Source organism: Streptomyces sp. NRRL S-244, assembly GCF_000717915.1.
GTDB lineage: Bacteria > Actinomycetota > Actinomycetes > Streptomycetales > Streptomycetaceae > Streptomyces.
This window is the reverse complement of record NZ_JOCX01000023.1, coordinates 39,722-54,092: the sequence shown is the minus strand read 5'-3', so window position 1 is coordinate 54,092 and position 14,371 is coordinate 39,722. Positions and strand designations below refer to the sequence as shown.

General features: G+C 73.5%; 13 protein-coding genes. 7 read left to right on the top strand and 6 right to left on the bottom strand.

The features are described 5' to 3' along the window. Window positions 1-18: 18 nt before the first annotated feature. Window positions 19-957, top strand: a complete 939-nt coding sequence (locus IF02_RS0124855) for an EI24 domain-containing protein (protein WP_078622302.1) — start codon at window positions 19-21, stop codon at window positions 955-957. Between the two features lie 3 nt (window positions 958-960). On the opposite strand, the gene IF02_RS0124850 is transcribed toward IF02_RS0124855, so the two are convergent. Beyond that, complete coding sequence (locus tag IF02_RS0124850) at window positions 961-1,686, bottom strand: hotdog fold domain-containing protein (protein WP_030160525.1); 726 nt, start codon at window positions 1,684-1,686, stop codon at window positions 961-963. Window positions 1,687-1,832: 146 nt separating this feature from the next. Between IF02_RS0124850 and IF02_RS0124845 the strand changes: the two genes are divergently transcribed. From IF02_RS0124845 to IF02_RS0124835, 3 genes are all read left to right on the top strand, one after another. Beyond that, window positions 1,833-2,417, top strand: a complete 585-nt coding sequence (locus IF02_RS0124845; protein WP_030160523.1) for a DUF1707 and DUF4190 domain-containing protein — start codon at window positions 1,833-1,835, stop codon at window positions 2,415-2,417. Between the two features lie 248 nt (window positions 2,418-2,665). Then, window positions 2,666-4,405, top strand: coding sequence for a hypothetical protein (locus IF02_RS0124840; RefSeq protein ID WP_158708555.1), 1,740 nt, complete (start codon window positions 2,666-2,668; stop codon window positions 4,403-4,405). A 13-nt stretch (window positions 4,406-4,418) separates the two neighbouring features. Further along, window positions 4,419-6,011 carry a DUF2142 domain-containing protein gene (locus IF02_RS0124835; RefSeq protein WP_030160520.1) on the top strand — a complete coding sequence of 531 codons (1,593 nt, stop codon included), beginning with the start codon at window positions 4,419-4,421 and terminating at the stop codon, window positions 6,009-6,011. A 91-nt stretch (window positions 6,012-6,102) separates the two neighbouring features. Here the strand turns inward: IF02_RS0124835 and IF02_RS0124830 are convergent, their stop codons facing one another. Next, on the bottom strand, window positions 6,103-6,846 hold the full coding sequence (locus IF02_RS0124830; protein ID WP_037837040.1) for a carbon-nitrogen hydrolase family protein: 744 nt from the start codon (window positions 6,844-6,846) through the stop codon (window positions 6,103-6,105). Window positions 6,847-6,967: 121 nt separating this feature from the next. Here IF02_RS0124830 and IF02_RS0124825 point away from each other — a divergent pair, with 121 nt between their 5' ends. Beyond that, window positions 6,968-7,618, top strand: a complete 651-nt coding sequence (locus tag IF02_RS0124825) for a hypothetical protein (protein WP_030160518.1) — start codon at window positions 6,968-6,970, stop codon at window positions 7,616-7,618. Between the two features lie 13 nt (window positions 7,619-7,631). On the opposite strand, the gene IF02_RS0124820 is transcribed toward IF02_RS0124825, so the two are convergent. After that, the gene (locus tag IF02_RS0124820; protein WP_030160516.1) at window positions 7,632-8,210 is read right to left on the bottom strand and encodes a TetR/AcrR family transcriptional regulator; all 579 of its coding nucleotides are present in this window, start codon (window positions 8,208-8,210) and stop codon (window positions 7,632-7,634) included. Window positions 8,211-8,414: 204 nt separating this feature from the next. Here IF02_RS0124820 and IF02_RS0124815 point away from each other — a divergent pair, with 204 nt between their 5' ends. Further along, window positions 8,415-10,892, top strand: coding sequence for a beta-glucosidase family protein (locus IF02_RS0124815; protein WP_030160514.1), 2,478 nt, complete (start codon window positions 8,415-8,417; stop codon window positions 10,890-10,892). Window positions 10,893-10,976: 84 nt separating this feature from the next. On the opposite strand, the gene IF02_RS0124810 is transcribed toward IF02_RS0124815, so the two are convergent. Further along, window positions 10,977-11,885, bottom strand: a complete 909-nt coding sequence (locus tag IF02_RS0124810) for an SGNH/GDSL hydrolase family protein (protein WP_030160511.1) — start codon at window positions 11,883-11,885, stop codon at window positions 10,977-10,979. A 250-nt stretch (window positions 11,886-12,135) separates the two neighbouring features. Between IF02_RS0124810 and IF02_RS0124805 the strand changes: the two genes are divergently transcribed. Further along, a complete protein-coding gene (locus IF02_RS0124805) occupies window positions 12,136-12,630 on the top strand; it encodes a DUF3145 domain-containing protein (RefSeq protein WP_030160508.1) in 495 nt (164 codons plus the stop codon). A gap of 91 nt (window positions 12,631-12,721) precedes the next feature. On the opposite strand, the gene fabF is transcribed toward IF02_RS0124805, so the two are convergent. Together fabF and IF02_RS0124795 are read right to left on the bottom strand one after the other, a co-directional pair. Continuing rightward, window positions 12,722-13,987: a beta-ketoacyl-ACP synthase II gene (gene fabF / locus IF02_RS0124800; RefSeq protein WP_030160506.1), complete on the bottom strand. Its 1,266-nt coding sequence runs from the start codon at window positions 13,985-13,987 to the stop codon at window positions 12,722-12,724. A 79-nt stretch (window positions 13,988-14,066) separates the two neighbouring features. Continuing rightward, a complete protein-coding gene (locus tag IF02_RS0124795) occupies window positions 14,067-14,315 on the bottom strand; it encodes an acyl carrier protein (RefSeq protein ID WP_030160504.1) in 249 nt (82 codons plus the stop codon). Window positions 14,316-14,371 lie beyond the last annotated feature (56 nt).

Sequence of the window (14,371 nt, the reverse complement as noted above, 5' to 3'; positions counted from 1 at the left end):
CGCCGTAAGCTGTGCCCCATGCGTGATCTTGCGGGGGGATTCGGTCATCTGCTGGCCGGACAGAGATGGGTGTTCCGTAACGGCCGGTGGCTGGGGTTCGGCCTGCTGCCCGGGCTGCTCGCGCTGGTGCTGTACGCCGGCGCGCTGATCGGGCTCGGCTACGGCGCCGACGACCTGACCGCCTGGGCCACCCCCTTCGCCGACGACTGGTCCGCGCCGTGGCTCGGGCTGCTGCGGGGCTTCCTGACCGCCCTCGTCTTCTGTCTCGGCCTCTTCGTCGCGGTGATCACCTTCACCGCCGTGACCCTGCTGATCGGGCAGCCGTTCTACGAGTCCCTCTCGGAGCAGGTCGACCGCAGCGTCGGCGGCGAGGCCCCCGAATCCGGGCTGTCGCTGGCCCGGGAGCTGTGGATCTCGGCCCGGGACAGCATCAAGGTGCTCGTCCGGGTGCTCCTGTACGGGATCCTGCTCTTCGCGCTGGGCTTCATCCCCGTGGTCGGACAGACCGTGATCCCGGTCATCGGGTTCTGCGTGTCCGGGTTCTTCCTCACCGAGGAGCTCACCGCCGTCGCGCTCCAGCGCCGAGAGGTGGAGCTGAAGGACCGGCTGGCCCTGCTGCGCGGACGCCGCGCGATGGTGCTCGGCTTCGGAGTCCCGCTGGTCCTGGCGTTCCTGGTGCCGCTGGTCGCGGTGTTCCTGATGCCGGGTGCGGTGGCGGGGGCCACGCTCATGGTCCGCGAGCTGCGCGGCGAGGACGCGGAGCAGGCCGACGGGGACGGGGACGGGGACGGGGACGGGGATCCGGCCGACGGGGCGGCCCGGCAGGGGCATCCCGGTCATCCCGGGCATCCGGCGCATCCGGCGCATCCGGCTCCGCGACAGCAGTCCCCGTACGCAGGGCCGTACGCGGCCGAGCCCCGGTACCCGGCGCCGCACCAGAACCCGTACGCGCAGTAGCTCCTACGACTGCGCGCGGGGCTCCACCCACAGGGCCTCGGCGATCGCGCACAGCTCGCCGTCGGCCGTGGCCAGGGCCGTGCCCACGCGGTACTTGCGGCCCTCGCTGCCGAGCAGCCAGGCGTACGAGACGAGGCCCGCGCCGACCGGCACCGGGCGCAGCAGCCGCGCGGTCAGGGCTGCCGTGACCGCCCCGGCCCGCCGGTCGTCGAGCAGCCGCCCGGCCGCGTTGCCCGGGCAGTCGAGCGCGCCCCACACCAGCTCGGGCGGCAGCAGTCCGTCCGCATCGCCGAGTGCGGGACCCGGGGTCCAGGCGGCGGCGACCAGCGGGCCTGCGGAGACCCGGCCGCAGTGCAGGCGCAGTCCGGTATCGGGGGTGCGGTGCAGACCGCAGCCGAAGCAGTCGACCATCCCGTCCGGGGGCGCCGCCCGGTAGGCGTCCGCCGCCGCCGAGGCCTGCTCCCAGGACGGGGGCTCGGGGGCCTCCACGGCCGGCTCGGCGGGGCTCGCCGCCGCCAGCAGGAACTCGCCGTCCACCAGCCGGGCGCCGCCGTCGGCGGTCGGAGCGAGCCGGACCGGGGCGCCCGTGGGCACCGGCCGGCGGAAGTCCACCCGTACGGACTTCGCGGCCGCCCGCGCGGCCAGCACCCCGGCCACGTAGCCGCCGAAGGCCACCCCGGGATATCCGCTGAGGTGGGCCGGAACCGTGATCGTCTCGAAGTCGGTCATGCCCGCCACCCCATCACACACGTCGTCCATACGCGTCGTCCTTGTCACAGGTGTGAGCCCGGGGGCCCCGCAACTATCGTGGCCGCCCGTTCGTCCTCCATCCTGGAGAGACGCGTACCGCGCGCAGGGGCTTCGGAGGTGGCCGGATGGCCGAACAGCCGTGGGGGCAGCCGTACCCGGTCCGCCCTCAGCAGCAGTCGTACGGGCAGCCGTGGCAGCCCGCGCCCACCGCGCAGTCCGCGATGCGCGCCTCGAACACCGACCGGGACCGGACGGTGGACGTGCTCAAGGCCGCGTACGCCGAGGGCCGGCTCTCCCGCGAGGAATACGGGCAGCGCTTCGACGCCGTGCACAAGGCGCAGACGTACGGTCAGCTCGCGCAGCTGGTCGGGGACCTGCCGTCCGGGCCGATGCCGGGCCCGTTCGGCGCCGCCGCGGTGGGGCTGCCCGCCGCGTACGGGCCGATGCCGATGCCGCTGCCCATGCCCCTGCCCGCCCGCCGGGTCAACGGGATGGCGATCACCTCGCTCGCGCTCGGCGTGCTGAGCCTGCCGACGCTCGGCGCCGCGGGCCTGGGCGCCGTGGCCACCGGGCACGTCGCCAAGGCGCAGATCCGGGCGCGCGGCGACGAGGGCGCCGGGCTCGCGACGATCGGCCTGGTGCTCGGCTGGCTGTCGGTGGGCGGCTGGGTGCTGCTCTTCCTGCTCGCCGGATTCGGGGCCCTCGACTGACCGGGCCGTCCCGCCCGGCTGCCGCCCCGTTCCGGGGCCGGTGCCCGTCACCTGCGGACCGATAGTATGCGTGGCGGCAAGAGCCGAGGCTGTCCCACACCGTCCTTGAGTCCGCCACCCGCCGCCGTCGTCCGGAGCCGTCGGAGCTTCCGGGCGTCGAAGCCGTGGGCACGGAGCCGGGCAGTGGATCGCCGAGAACGACGACCGGCCGTCGCGCCGAGCACCGACCAGCAGTAGGGACACCGTCAGTGACAGTCAGTACCGAGGGGTCGGCGGCCGTGCGCGCCGTTCCCCCGAGCGGACCGGCCGCGAACGCCCCCGGCAGCTCGAAGTCCTCGGATGCGGACCAGGTGCCGCGGCGCGCCCTGCGCTCCCGCGGCGGGCTCCTGCTGCTGGAAGCCGCCGTGGCGTTCGCCGCGGCACTGGTCCTCCCGCTGCTGGCACGCGGCTTCAAGCTCAACCCGCTCAACCGGATCGCGCAGGTCAGCGGCCTGGCCGCGATCCAGCTGCGGTTCGCGCTGGTCGGGCTTCTCTTCATCGCCGCCGTGGTGCTGGCGATGCGGCTGCGCGGCGGCCGCCACTTCGACCTCGCCACGCGCCTGGCCGCCGCGGCCCTCGCGGGCCTGGCCAGCGGCTTCGTCGCGGCGGGCGCCGTCGTCGCGCTGCTGGGCACGCCGTGGCCGATGTTCGGCCTCAACGGCGACAGCGGCCGCATCGTCGAATGGGCTCACGCCGTCGCGAACGGGCAGCCCTCGGGCTCGCCGGTCTACCCGCCGATGCCGCTCTACACCCTCGGCTACTACGCCGAGTGGTTCCACGGCGGCAACACCGCGTACGCGTTCAAGGACCTCCAGATCCTCGGCGCCGCCGCCTTCGGCCCGCTCGTCTACCTCGCCTGGCGGATGCTGCTGAGCCCCGTCCGGGCGCTGGCCTTCGGCGTCGTGCCCGCGTTCGCGCTGATCGACTCGTACAAGCCGTACAGCCAGACCGTGCTCGTCCTGCTGGTCCCGGTGCTGGTGGCGATGGTCGTGGCGCTGCGCCGCAGCGGCACCGAGGGCTGGCGCCCGCTGCTGCTCAAGGGCGCCGGGTTCGGCGCGGTGCTGGGCGTGCTGTTCCTCACGTACTCGGGCTGGTTCCTGTGGAGTGCGGCCGGCGTGCTGTTCGCCGCCCTGCTGTACTTCCCGTGGAAGACCGGCCGGTTCAAGGGCGCGGCCTTCATGGGCAGCGCCCTGGCGGTGTTCCTGGTGGTGGCCGGGCGCTACCTGGTGGTCATGCTGAAGGAAGGGCAGACCACCAAGGACTACAACTTCCGCTTCGACAACTTCACCGACCCGGCCTACTACCTGATGTGGCGCACGGACATGCCCGGCAAGGTGGGCGACTGGCCGCCGCCGGGGGAGTTCGGCGGGGTCGGGCTGTTCGCCCTGGTGACGTTCGTGTGCCTGGGCGCCGCGATCTGGCTGGGCCTGCGCAAGCCGCTGGTCGTCACGATCGCCGCGATGTTCATCAGCGCGTGGATCATGCGCATGTACATCGCCTCGCACATGTACGAGACGCAGACGGTCCAGCTGTACACGCGCACCAACAACCAGCTGCTCTACTGCGGGCTGATCCTGTGCGCGCTGGTGGCGCACCTGGTCTCGCTGAAGCTGGCCGAGCGGCGAACGGCGTCCGGGGCGAGCGCTCCGGGGGCCGGGGCGGCCGCGCCCGTCGAGGGGGCGCCCGCGCCCGCCACCGCCGTCGTCCGTACCGGCTTCCCCGGCCGCGAGGGCGCCGTGATCGGCACCCTCTGCGCCCTCCTCCTGCTGCTCGGCACGGTCTCCTCCTCGATGTCCGACCGCTACATGCCGGCGCAGGACGGCACCTACCGGATCCTGCCCTGGGTCTCGCACACCATCCGGCAGCAGGACGGGAAGTGCCCGAAGTTCGCGCCGAAGGGCGAGTGCTCCAAGGACGGCGACCAGAGCTGGCTGAGCTACGTCCGATGACCAGAAGGAAGCGATGATCTCCGCACTGACGCGCCTGGCCGACTGGTCGGCCCGGACCCCGAAGCGGCTCTGGGCCATCGCCTTCGCGCTGTTCTTCACGCTCGCGGCCTCCTGGTCCGCCGCCACCCCGCTCGGCGGCTCCCCGGACGAGCACGCCCACTTCATCCGCGCGGCCGCCGTCGCCCGGGGCCAGATCGGCGGCCCCGAGGTGATGGTCCCGCACATGGTGGCGGGCATCGAGGGCAAGTTCGCCGAGACCGGGGTGCAGCTCCCCGAGTGGTACAAGCCGCTGCCCAAGCAGCACGAGTGCTACGCCTGGCACGAGGACGAGCCCGCCTCCTGCGCGCCCTCGATCGGGCACTCGGAGAAGACCGTCCAGGTGACCACCGCCGCCGGCCGCTACCACCCGGCGTACTACATGGTGACCGGCTGGCCGAGCCTGCTGGTCGACGGCCCGAAGGGGCTGTACCTGATGCGGCTGATGTCGGCGGCGCTGTGCTCGGCGCTGCTGGCCAGTGCCGTGGTCACGGCCGCCGAGTGGCGGCGCCGGCGCTCGGTGGCGCTGCTCGGCGTGTTCACCGCGGCCACGCCGATGGCCCTGTACATGGCCGGCATGGTCAACCCCAGCGGCGGTGAGATCGCCGCGGGCATCCTCGTGTGGACCGCCCTGCTGTCGATCCTGATGTCGCCCGATCCGCGGCTGCTGAACCGGCGGCTGGCCCGGGTCGGCATCGGCGGACTCGTACTGATCAACATCCGTCCGCTGGGGCTGATCTGGTTCGCCGGGGCGGTCTTCTTCGGCCTGCTGCTCGCCCACCGCGGCGTCCTGCGCTCGGTGCTGCGCCGCAAGGCCCTGTGGGTCTGGACCGCGCTGCTCGGGCTGGCCACGGCCGGTGCGCTGCTCTGGGCGCGGGCGCATCCCGACAACTCGGAGATCAACACGCCCAAGACGCTCACCGCCAAGGAAGCCGCCCGGCAGACCTTCGGCAACACCGAGACGTACGTCCACCAGATGCTCGGCTACTTCGGCTGGCTGGACACCCCGGCGCCCGCCTTCACCTGGCTGGTCTGGCTGGGCGTGATCGCGGTCGTCACCGCGCTGGGGCTGGCGTACGGGCGGATGCGCGAGGCGGTGGCGCTGGTCGGCATGCTCGTGGCGATCGTGGTGGTGCCGGTGGCGGCCCAGGCCTCGCAGGCGGAGCAGCTCGGCATGGTCTGGCAGGGCCGCTACCTGCTGCCGTTCGCCGTGGGCCTGCCGCTGATGGCGGTGCTGATCTGCGCGAGCCGCGCGCCCGAGCAGGGGTTCCCGTGGCGCCGGCTCGTCGGCTTCGGCGTCGCCGGGCTGGCGCTGGCGAACGCGGCGGCGTTCTTCTGGGCGCTGCGGCGCTTCGCGGTCGGCGTCAACGGGCCGTGGGTGCCGTTCTCGGCGCACTGGGCACCGCCCGGCGGCTGGATCCTGTGGACCGGCGTGTACACGGCGGCGGCGTTCGCCCTGGTGCTGCCGGCGCTGGTGCGGGACCGCGAGCCCGCCGCGATGGAGGCTCCCGCGGAGCGGGAGGGCGGCACCCGCTCCGGACGGCACTCCAAGGTCCCGGCGATCGGCTGACGGCTCGGCCGCCGGTCCGGCACGCCGTCGGTCCGGCACGCCGTCGGTCCGGCCCGCCGTCGGACCGGTACGCAGCCGGACCGGCGGGCCGTCAGGCGCCGGTCCCGGGCGTCACCACGGCGGCCGGCACCACCTCGGCCGTCACCACGGAGGCCGTACGGTCGTCCGCCTCGGCCAGCAGTGCGCCGCCCGGGGCCCAGACCGCGGCGCGCCCGCAGCCGGTCCACCGGCCCGCCGGACCGACGTGGTTGGCGAGGACGACGTACAGGCCGTGCTCCTCGGCAATCCCGGGGTACACGGTGGCCCGCTCCCGGATGCCGTCGCCCGTCCCGTACAGGGAGCTCGCCAGGTGGACCCGGCAGCCGTCCGCCGCCGCGCGGCCGGTCAGCTGCGGGAAGTGGTTGTCGTAGCAGACGCCGAGCGAGAAGCGGATCCCGCCGAGCTCGAAGCGGCCCGCACGCCCGCCGGCCGCGAACACACCCTGCTCGTGCCCGTACAGGTGCTGCTTGGCGTACGTCGTCACGTGCCCGCCGTCCGCCCCGTAGACCAGGGTCGCGAGGGCGGGCAGCGGACCGGCGGTGCGCAGCGCGGCGTTGACCGCGAAGGCGATGCCGGCGGAGCGCAGCGGATCCAGCCGGGGGTCGTCGGCGTCCGCCAGCCACAGCCCGGGGTCGGCGGCGAGGGCCTCCAACTCGTAGCCGGTGAGGGTGAGCTCGGGGAACACGACGAGCTCGGCGCCCTGCGCCCGGGCCTCGGCGGCGAGCGCGACGCACCGCTCCGTGTTGGCGGACATGTCGGCCGGAATACAACTGAGCTGCGCTGCTGCGATCTTCACGCACCCAGGATGCCAGCCCGGCCCCGAACACCGGGGGCCGGTACGGGGGTCGACGTGGCGGTGCGGCCGGGCGATGCTGTAACCGTCCGCGCACTCACCGGAGTTGACGGAGGATCGGCTGATGCCCGACTGGATCCACCCGGTCCTCGCCGGCGCCTTCCTGGTCGTGTCGTACCGCCTGGTCCGCACGAGCGGCGCCGGGCTGCGGGTCGCCGTGCTCCTCATGGCCCTCCTGAACGCGGGCGTGCTGTGGCTGCTCGCGGCCACCGGGCCGGGCTGGGGCGTGGTCGCCGTCGCCCTGGTGTCCCTGGCGGCCGCGGTCCACAGCCTGCTGGCGGCGGTGCGGGCCCTGGCGGCCCGTATCCAGCGGGTCGACACCGAAGCCTTCCGCGGTCTGATCCGGCAGGCGGCGGAGGCAGCCGGCCCCCAGGTCGTGGGCGTGTGCGTGATGTTCAGCGGCGCGCTCGCCCTGACCGCCTTCGCCGACGACGCCCACCCGGAGGGCCGCCAGTTCCACCTCATGCCCGGCGCGGACTGCCCGTTCTGCCTGGTGGAGGACCAGATCCGGGATTTCCTCGGCCCCGCGGACCCGCTGCTCGCCGCGTACCGCACCCACCTGGAGGAGGGCAGCAGCCGCCACCTGCTGGTCAAGCGGCGCTCGGAGCGGGAGCCCTGGACGGGACGCCTGCGCGACCGGGTCTACTACCGGGTCCCCGCCCCGGCCCGGCGCCCGCCCTGCGCCGTCCACGACCCGCTGCTGGGCCGTCCGTAGACCGCGGCGTCCGCTAGCCCGCTTCCGGGCCGCGCAGCAGGGTCAGGAAGGAGCGGAAGGCGGCCGGCATGTCCACCGACTCCGGGGCCAGCAGCCACTGGTACTGGAGGCCGTCCATGACCGCGGTCAGCAGCGGGGCCGCCTGCTCCGGCGTGAGGCCCGAGGGCAGCCGGTCCCCGAATTCGGCGCGCAGCACCGCCGCCATCTCGGAGCGCACCTGCGCGTAGCGCTCGGTGAAGAACTCCCGGGCCGGATGCCCGTCGGTGACGCTCTCGCCCAGCAGCGCCGAGAACGTCTGCACGATGCCGGGCCGCATGGCGTTGTACTCCACCAGCGAGGCCAGCAGGTCCAGGCGCCAGGTGCCGGCCGAGGCGCGCGAGCCGCCGCCGGTGTCCCAGCGGTCCCGCTCCTCCAGCACCGCGACCAGCAGCGCCTCCTTGGTCGGGAAGTAGTGCAGCAGCCCCTGCTGGGTCAGGCCGACGCGCTCGGCCACCGCACCCAGCGACGCACCGCGGTAGCCGCGCTCCGCGATCACCTCGACCGCCGCGCGGACGATGTCGCCGCGCCGCTCCTCGCTCCTCGCCCTGGCCATCGCCCCGGCACCTCTTCCGCTCACGCCGTGCCCCGCATCGGCGGCGGGACCGTACGTACGTTATCGGAATATCACGAACACATTACGAACCCTACCGCTCTACCGGTATCGGGTCCACGATGGGGGACACCCCCACCGCACCCCACCCCACCGCACCGCACCCCGCCGCACGCACCCGCACGCACTCAACGAGGAGGCACGGCCGTGACCGATGCCGATCAGGTCCGCCACGACGCCGTAGAGGCGGCGCTCGGCAAACTGGACCTCGACACCAAGGCCCGCCTGCTGGCCGGCCAGGACATGTGGTCCCTGCCCGCCGTCGCCGAGATCGGGCTGAAGTCCCTGGTCATGTCCGACGGCCCCATCGGGGTCCGCGGCGTGCGCTGGACCGCCGACGACCCGTCCATCGCCCTGCCCTCCCCCACGGCGCTCGCCGCCGCCTGGGACCCCGCGCTCGCCCGCCGCGCCGGCCGGCTCCTCGCCCAGGAGGCCCGCCGCAAGGGCGTCCACGTCCTCCTCGCCCCCACCGTCAACCTGCACCGCTCCCCGCTGGGCGGCCGGCACTTCGAGTGCTACTCCGAGGACCCGTACCTCACCGGCGCCATCGGCACCGGCTACGTGAACGGCGTCCAGGACGGCGGTGTCGGCACCACCGTCAAGCACTTCGTCGGCAACGACGCCGAGACCGAGCGCTTCACCGTCGACAGCGTCATCGCCCCGCGCCCGCTGCGCGAGCTGTACCTGGCGCCCTTCGAGGCCATCGTCGCGAGCGCCCACCCCTGGGGCATCATGACGGCGTACAACCAGGTCAACGGCACGACGATGACCGAGCACCGGTACCTCGTGAACGAGGTCCTGCGCGGCGAATGGGGCTTCGACGGGTACAACGTCTCCGACTGGATGGCCGCCCGCTCCACCACCGGCGACATCCTCGGCGGCCTCGACGTCGCCATGCCCGGACCGCAGACCGTCTACGGGCCCGCCCTCGCCGCGGCCGTCCGGGCCGGGGAGGTCCCCGAGTCCGCCGTGGACGAGGCCGTGCGCAACGTCCTGCGCCTCGCCGCCCGCGTCGGGATCCTGGAGGGCGCGCCCGCCGTCGTCACCGAGGCCCCGGCCCCGATCGACGGCCAGGCGCTGGCCCGCGAGCTCGCCGCCCGCGGCTTCGTCCTCGTACGCAACGAGGCCGTCTCCGGCGAGCGGCGCGCCCTCCCGCTGGACGCCGCCCCCGGCCGCACCGTCGCCCTGCTCGGCGCCGCCGCCCGCGACGCCCGCGTCCTCGGCGGCGGCTCGGCCACCGTCTTCCCCGAGCGGATCGTCTCCCCGCTGGACGGGCTGACCGCCGCCCTCCCGGAAGGCGCCCTGACCTTCGCCGTCGGCGCCGACCCCTCCGATGAACTCACCCCCGCCGACAAGGGCTTCGAGCTCCGCGCGATCTGCCGCGACGCCTCCGGGGCCGTCCTCGGCGAGGGCAGCCTGCCGACCGGCCAGGTCCAGTGGATCGGCGACGACCTGCCGGCGGGCGCCTCGTACGAGACCATGGCGAGCATCGAGGTCACCGGTACGTTCGTGCCGCGCGAGAGCGGCGAGCACGCCTTCGGCACCCGCGGGCTCGGGGCGTTCAGCCTGGCCGTCGGCGGCGAGCCCCTCTGGGACGGCGTCCAGCCGATGGGCAACGAGGCCGACCCGTTCGAGGCCTTCTTCGGCGCCCCCAGCGAACGCGCCCGCGTCACCCTCGCCGAGGGCGAGGCCGTCGAGGTCTCGCTGACCTTCCAGGTCCCCGACACGAGCACCCTGCCGCTCAAGGCGATCATGTTCTCGCTGCTCCACCTCGGCCCGCAGCGCGACGCCGACGAGCTGATCGCCGAGGCCGTGGCCGCCGCCCGCGCCGCCGACACCGCCGTCGTGGTCATCGCCACCACCGAGCGCGTGGAGTCCGAGGGCTTCGACCGGCGCGACCTGTGCCTGCCGGGCCGCCAGGACGACCTCGTGCGCGCCGTCGCCGCCGCCAACCCGAACACCGTGGTCGTCGTCAACGCCGGATCCCCGGTCGAGCTGCCGTGGCGGGACGAGGTGGCCGCCGTACTCCTGACCTGGTTCCCCGGGCAGGAGGGCGGGGCCGCGCTGGCCGACGTACTGCTCGGGCTCGCGGAGCCGGGCGGGCGACTGCCCACCACCTGGCCCGCGCGGTTCGCCGACGCGCCGGTCACCGAGGTGATCCCGGCCGAGGGGCGCCTGGAGTACACCGAGGGCCTCTTCATCGGCTACCGGGCGTACGAGCGCCACGCCATCGCCCCCGCCTTCCCGTTCGGGCACGGCCTCGGCTACACCGACTGGGCGTACGAGTCCCTGGAGGTCACCGGGACCACCGCCCGGGTCCGCGTCACCAACACCGGCACGCGGCCCGGCCGCGAGGTCGTCCAGCTCTACCTCGCCCCCGTCGCCGAGGCGTCCGACGGCGCGCAGGGCGCGGCGGTGGAGCGTCCGGCGAGCTGGCTGGCCGCGTTCGCGGGCGTCGAGGCGGGCCCCGGCGAGAGCGTCGAGGCCGAGATCGCGCTGCCCGCCCGCGCCTTCGAGATCTGGGACGAGCGGGCCGGCCGCTGGCAGCGGATCGGCGGCTCCTACGAGGTCCGCGCGAGCCGCGCCCACGGCGACACGCGGCTGACGGCGACCCTGGAGGTCTAGAACCTCCGGGTTGGCCGGAAGTCACCCATGAACCGGACCGGGGGCGGGCCCTGACACCCGCCCCCGGTCCCCATGTGCCTCACATCAGCGCGGCGGTTCGGCCGCCGTCACCTGGCGGTGCGCCAGCTCCGCGAGCCGGGCCTGCCCGTCCTTGCCCGGGTGGAACCAGTCCCAGTGGCTCAACTGGTCCGCGGCGAACGGGTACTGGAACACCGCGCCGCCGTCGTAGCGGCACAGCGCGTCCTTCGAGCAGACCTCGCGGAGCACCTCGTTGTACTCGACCACCCTTGCCCGCACCTGCTCGCGCCGGGCCGTCGCCCCCGCGGCCGCCGACAGCGGGTCCGCCAGCATCGACTGACAGATCCCCAGCTTCCAGATCTGCCGCACCACGGGGGTGTCCTTGCCCTGCTCCCACAGCCGCTGCAGGTCCGGCACGCTGGATACGTACACCTGGGACGCGGGGGAGGCCGCGCGCAGACCGGCGAGGGCCTTCTCGAAACCGGCGCGGAACTCCGCCACCGGCGTCATCGACGAAGCCGTCGGCCGGCAGGCGTCGTTCGAGCCCACCATCACCGTGACCAGGTCGGGCTTGTGCTCCGCGGCCGAGGCCAGCTGCCCCGCCAGGTCCGCCATCCGGGAACCCGTCACCGCGTGGTTCCAGCTGCGCGCCGGCACCTCGGCCTCGCCGAGCAGCCGGGCGGCCAGTGAGTGGACGGCGGGATCGCTCCCGGTGGCCCAGGAGACCTCGGGGCAGTCCGCCAGGACCGAACAGGCGTCGAAACCCCGCGTGATGGAATCGCCGACGGCGGCGAGCGACGCGGGCGCGGTGTTCCAGCGCGGCCCGGCCTGCGCCCCGCGCTCACCCTCCGTGTCCGACCCGCCCGACTGACACCCGGTCAGCACCCCGGCCAGGAGGACCGCCGCCGCGCCCGCGCCCGCGAGGCTCCGGCGCCGGGACGTGCGCGCGCGGCGTCGCGTGGCGGTGGTGCGCATCGGGTGGTTCCCCTCCTCGTCGCCCCGCGTCCTCCGGGGGCGTCCTGCTGAGTGAATGCTCTGCGTTTGGCAGCCTCGGACCGACCGTACGTCACACCATGACCCCTGGCGCACGGTAGCTTTTTCCCGTGGCGTTTCGGCCGCAGGTCCCGTGGCGCAATGTCAAATAATTTCCGTTACATTACATCACGTCACATACTGTCCGTTTTCTGGAGTTTATTCCCGACCTCGTCCCACACTGGAGGTCCCGGTGACGACACGTGGAGTTCTGTACGTGCATTCCGCTCCGCGCGCGCTCTGCCCGCACGTGGAATGGGCTGTTGCGGGCGTGCTCGGGGTGCGGGTGAACCTCGACTGGATCAGGCAGCCCGCATCCCCCGGCACCTGGAGAGCCGAGTTCTCGTGGCAGGCCGAAGCGGGCACCGCGTCGAAGCTCGCGTCCGCGCTGCGCGGCTGGCACCTGCTGCGCTTCGAGGTGACCGCCGAACCCTGCCCCACCGCCGAGGGCGAGCGCTACAGCTCCACCCCGGAGCTCGGCATCTTCCACGCCGTCACCGGCATGCACGGCGACATCCTGATCCCCGAGGACCGGCTGCGCGCCGCCCTCGCCCGGTCCGCGCGCGGCGAGACCGACCTGGAGGCGGAGATCGCCAAACTGCTCGGCAAGCCCTGGGACGACGAGCTGGAGCCCTTCCGCTACGCGGGCGAGGGCGCCCCGGTCCGCTGGCTCCACCAGGTCGTCTGAGTCCCGGGTCCGGGGCATACGGCACAGGGCATACGGAAAGGGCCCGCCCGGCGAGTGCCGGGCGGGCCCTTTCGTACGTACTGCTCGTCGACTAGACGCTGCGGAAGGCCAGCGTCACGTTGTGGCCGCCGAAGCCGAACGAGTTGTTGATCGCGGAGATCGGGCCGTCGGCCGGCAGCTTGCGCGGCTCGCCGACGACGATGTCCGCGTCGATGTCGTCGTCGAGGTCGTCGACGTTGATGGTCGCCGGGGCGATCCGGTGGTACAGCGCGAGCACGGTCGCGACGGTCTCGATACCGCCGGCGCCGCCCAGCAGGTGGCCGGTCATCGACTTGGTCGCGGAGATCGCGATGTGGTCGAGGTCGTCGCCCAGGACCTTGCGCAGGGCCTTCAGCTCGGCCGTGTCACCCTGCGGGGTCGACGTGGCGTGCGCGTTCAGGTGGACCAGTTCGGCCGGGTCGAGACCCGTGTTGTCCAGCAGGTTCTGCACCGCGGCCGCGACACCGCGGCCGGTCGGCTCCGGCTGCGCGATGTGGTGGCTGTCCGCGGACAGCCCCTGGCCCAGCACCTCGCAGTAGACCCGGGCGCCGCGCGCGGCGGCGTGCTCGGCGGACTCCAGGATGACGACGCCCGCGCCCTCGCCGAGGACGAAGCCGTCGCGGGCCTTGTCGTACGGGCGGGAGGCCTGCTGCGGGTTCTCGTTGTTCTTGGACATCGCCATCATGTTGGCGAACGCGGCGATCGGCAGCGGGTGGATCGCCGCCTCGGTGCCGCCCGCGACGACCACGTCGGCGCGGCCGGTACGGATCATCTCGACGGCGTAGCCGATGGCCTCGGCGCCGGAGGCGCACGCGCTGACCGGGGTGTGCACGCCCGCCTGGGCGTTCACCTCCAGGCCGACGTTGGCCGACGGGCCGTTCGGCATGAGCATGGGGACGGTGTGCGGGGAGACCCGGCGCACACCCTTTTCCTTCAGTACGTCGTACTGGTCGAGCAGGGTGGTGACGCCGCCGATACCGGAGGCGATCACGGTGCCCAGACGCTCGGGGGCGATGGCTTCGTCCTCGCCGGCGGGAGCGGTGTAACCCGCGTCCGCCCAGGCCTCACGGGCCGCGATGAGGGCGAACTGCGCCGAGCGGTCGAGCTTGCGGGCCAGCGGGCGGGGCAGTACCTCGCTCGGGTCCACGGCGGCCTGTGCGGCGATGCGGACCGGCAGTTCGGCGAAGCGCTCGCCTTCCAGGGGCGAGACGCCGGACCGGCCGGCGAGCAGACCTTCCCAGGTCGAAGCGCTGTCGCCACCCAGCGGAGTGGTTGCGCCGATACCGGTGACGACCACGGTGCGATTGGTCGGGCTCACAGGAATTCTTTCTCCACGTCTAAGGGGGTGCTGAATTGTCACGGCGCCACCGCCAGGTGGCGACAAACGCTCGTCAGGCTCAGGCCTGGTGCTTCAGGATGTAGTCCGCGGCGTCGCCGACCGTCTTGAGGTTCTTGACGTCCTCGTCCGGGATCTTGACGTCGAAGCGCTCTTCGGCGGCGACGACGACCTCGACCATGGACAGGGAGTCGACGTCCAGGTCGTCGGTGAACGACTTCTCGGACTCGACGTCCTCGACCGGGATGCCGGCGATCTCGTTGACGATGTCCGCGAGGCCCGCGATGATCTCTTCCTGCGTGGCGGCCATGTGGCGCTCCTTCTATAGCTAACTGGGGTGATGCGGGGCGGGATGTGCTTCCCGGA